This window comes from Paenibacillus sp. NPDC056933 (genome assembly GCF_042674385.1).
Lineage (GTDB): Bacteria > Bacillota > Bacilli > Paenibacillales > Paenibacillaceae > Paenibacillus.
The window spans coordinates 1-3,232 of the sequence record NZ_JBHUQN010000019.1 but is presented as its reverse complement, the minus strand read 5'-3'; the positions used below and the strand labels follow the sequence as shown (position 1 = coordinate 3,232).

The window sequence follows — 3,232 nt, the reverse complement described above, 5'->3', positions numbered from 1 at the left end:
AGCGGACACTACAGGATCAAATACAGGTACAGGGAAAAAGTCGAGCGAGGGTGAAGGAACAAATTCATCTAGCACTAACAAGAAAGAGAATCAGACTCCGAACAGTCATAATCAGTGGAAACAAGATTCATCGAAGAAAACGGGAAAAGGTAAAAAGGGTGGACAGGCTGCAAATAAGTCGAAGGATCCATTAACGCCACAAGAATCACAAAAAGATAAGGATACGAACGAATCCAAGAAAGAAACTAATCAGAAACCAAATGAGTCTGACGAGAAAAATCGATCAAACGAGTCCACAAAAAACAAGTTAACAGATGCAGAATTCGATGATTTGGTTGTTGTATTGAAATCCCAAAATTTATCGCGTGTTATGATAAAGGAATTAAGAGAAGGTATAGCGAATAACAAATTCTCAGTCGAAAAGATTGCGGATGGTAGAACTGTTTATAAGATTAGTGTTTTAGATTTGAATGGGAAGGAAACAACAACAGTGCTTCTGGACAAATTTGGTAATACAGTTAAGATGATTTGGACAGTTGGTACTAAAGGGAAACGTGGTTCTGGGTATAGTCGGACGAAAGTTAGTCCAGGAACTGAGAGAGGGCATATTAAATCCGTAAATGAAGGGGCTCTTGATAATGCAGTTGAAGATAGTCCTCTAAATATTATACCTCAGACGCGACAAGTGAATGATCCCAAAATTAAAGCATTCGAAACATATAGAGTAAAAGAAGGTCAGGGACAACTAGTGATAACAGATATCCTAGACAATCCAATGGGTTACGTAAGAGTGAGGATGCCTGATAAAAAAATAGATGTTGTATATAATCCATTTTCAACAAATGCAAAAACTTGGCCCAAAGAATGGTATAAGCAGCCAGGGCCTTTCCATTAGGAGGACAGTTATAAAAATGAAGGATAATAATCTTTTTAAAATTAAAATACAAGAGAAGTACGGTTTTATTAATAAACAAGGAGATATTATAATTGAGCCTTCATATAAGGCTGTAAACAACTTTTGTGAAGGTTTAGCATATGCTTGGACGTTTGATGATAAGGAGGGTTATATAAATACTGAAAACGATTGGGTTATAGAATTGAATGCAGATTTTCTAGGTGACTTCGAATACGGTTTAGCCATAGTTTTGTATAAAGGAAAGTATGGTTGTATTAATATGCAAGGAGAGTTCGTAATTGAACCAATCTATGATAGAATACATGGAATAAATTCAGGTACTTCAGTTATTGCGGAGAAAAACAGGAAAATGGGTATTTTTGGTGTTTCAGGTGAGGTCATCATAGATCCGGTTTTTGATGTTTTGGGTACATTTTCAAATGGACTAGCGCTAGTAAAACAAGGGCCAAAATTTGGTTTTATAGATGATAAAGGTGAGCTAAAGATTGATTATCATTTTAATTCAGTATCCAATTTTTCAGAGGGATTGGCTGAGGCTTCAGTGGACGGTGAATTTTATGGTTTTATCAATAAACAAGGGGAGTTTCTTATACACCCCCAGTATTATCAAGTTTCAAGTTTTTCTGAAGGATTAGCAGGATTTAAATTAAAAGCAAATGGGAAATGGGGCTTTTTAGATCACTCAGGGAATATGGTTATCAAAAATAAATTTCAAAGTGTAGGTGATTTTCAAAATAATTTAGCACCAGTTGAAAGTCAGGATATGTATGGGTATATAAATAAAAATGGTAGATACATCCTGAAAAATGTATTTACAACAGCCGATTCCTTTTACAATGGTCTTGGGTGTGTTACATTCAATGGAGAATGGGGCTACGTGGATGATGGAGGAAGATGGGTGTTCAAACCCAGCAATTTTGATCTTTGGTAAACGGAGGTGGTGTTCAAAGTGGAAAATAGAAAACAAATACTAGAATTGGTTTTAGAACGATCTCCATATTTCGAATTTTTATGTAAATGTGTTGAATCAATTGGATTCTGCTTTCCGAGTGGATGTGAACTTGTATTATTGGCTGGCAAGCAAAAATCTCCATTAGTAAGTTTTCTAGGATTATCCAATATAGGTATTGTGGATATTAATACATTATATTCCCGTGATGAAGCAAACCCGGATTTGTGGATAGAATTAGATGAAGAGGAATTATTAAATCTTGCTTCGTCTGAAGGTCCCTTATCGAACATGAAAATTACAATAAATAAGGGACGTTTTGTTTATCCTCAAGTTGAAAACATTCTAAAAAGAATTTTTATTCCACCTTCAGAATTCCCATTATCCGATCGAATAGAATTAATATATTGGTCGATGTTTGGATGCGTAGAACCTAGGATAGTGTGGAGAAGTGAGCGAAGTGATTTGTTAATCCTTAAATATGAAAATGCTTTTGATGGACTGGATGTATACATCACATCGGGACTAACTAATCCAGAGAATAATAACGCCTCCCTCATTGAGTTTGAAAATGGAAAACCTTCTGGATATGGATATGAACTTATGATAACAGCAAAACCTAATGAAAGTGTTTTTAAAAATGAATTGGTTAGTTGGACTAAATATATTGAAGAAACAAAAAATCATATTTATCCTGGCCAATTTATAGAATATCGCGAAGGAAAGCTTCCAAATACAGACTTGAGTGGCTTCATAATTGCTCCACCAATAGATTTACCAGAAATTATACCTGTTGTTTCTGGATACGGTAGAATTAATTTGTTATTGGGTGTAACGGCCGAGGAGCTAGAGATTGCAAAAATAGAAGATGATATATATGTTGTAGCTGATAAAATGTTTGAAAATGGATATATTAATTATAGTCCACCTAGAAGAAAATCTGTAATGTAACTAATTGCTGCTAAAAAAGAGACTATTAATTGATTTATAAAGACTCATTCCAAGTTTTAGGTGGAATGAGTCTTTTTTGAATAAATGATAATGGAAAATCAGAATCAGGAAAGATTTTGTCTTCATAGCTATCTATTGTTTAGAAAACTGTGCTGTTGTATGGGAGTTAAACATTATTATCTCCGTTTTAGATTTTTTGAAGAAGTTGCATACAGGTTGACCAAGAGTTAAAAGAAGCGCTGGTGCATTATGGGAGGTAAAACAGAATGACATCGAATATGAACTGTTTTTCGGCCCTTATCATAACGGCATTGCTCGAGATATCGGGAGAATAGACATCACCGCCGAGGAGCTTGGTGACTATAATTACTGGCAGAAACAGAATCTGACGGTCGAACAGAAGAAGTATCTTGCCC

At 35.1% G+C, this 3,232-nt stretch carries 3 protein-coding genes; all 3 read left to right on the top strand.

Going from position 1 to position 3,232, the window contains the following annotated elements:
* Positions 1-895, top strand: an 895-nt coding sequence (locus ACFTRD_RS32525; protein WP_379387141.1) for a hypothetical protein, incomplete at its 5' end; no start/stop codon positions are given.
* A 16-nt stretch (positions 896-911) separates the two neighbouring features.
* The gene (locus ACFTRD_RS32520; protein WP_379387139.1) at positions 912-1,847 is read left to right on the top strand and encodes a WG repeat-containing protein; all 936 of its coding nucleotides are present in this window, start codon (positions 912-914) and stop codon (positions 1,845-1,847) included.
* Positions 1,848-1,865: 18 nt separating this feature from the next.
* The gene (locus tag ACFTRD_RS32515) at positions 1,866-2,816 is read left to right on the top strand and encodes a suppressor of fused domain protein (protein WP_379387137.1); all 951 of its coding nucleotides are present in this window, start codon (positions 1,866-1,868) and stop codon (positions 2,814-2,816) included.
* The last annotated feature ends 416 nt before the right edge of the window (positions 2,817-3,232 follow it).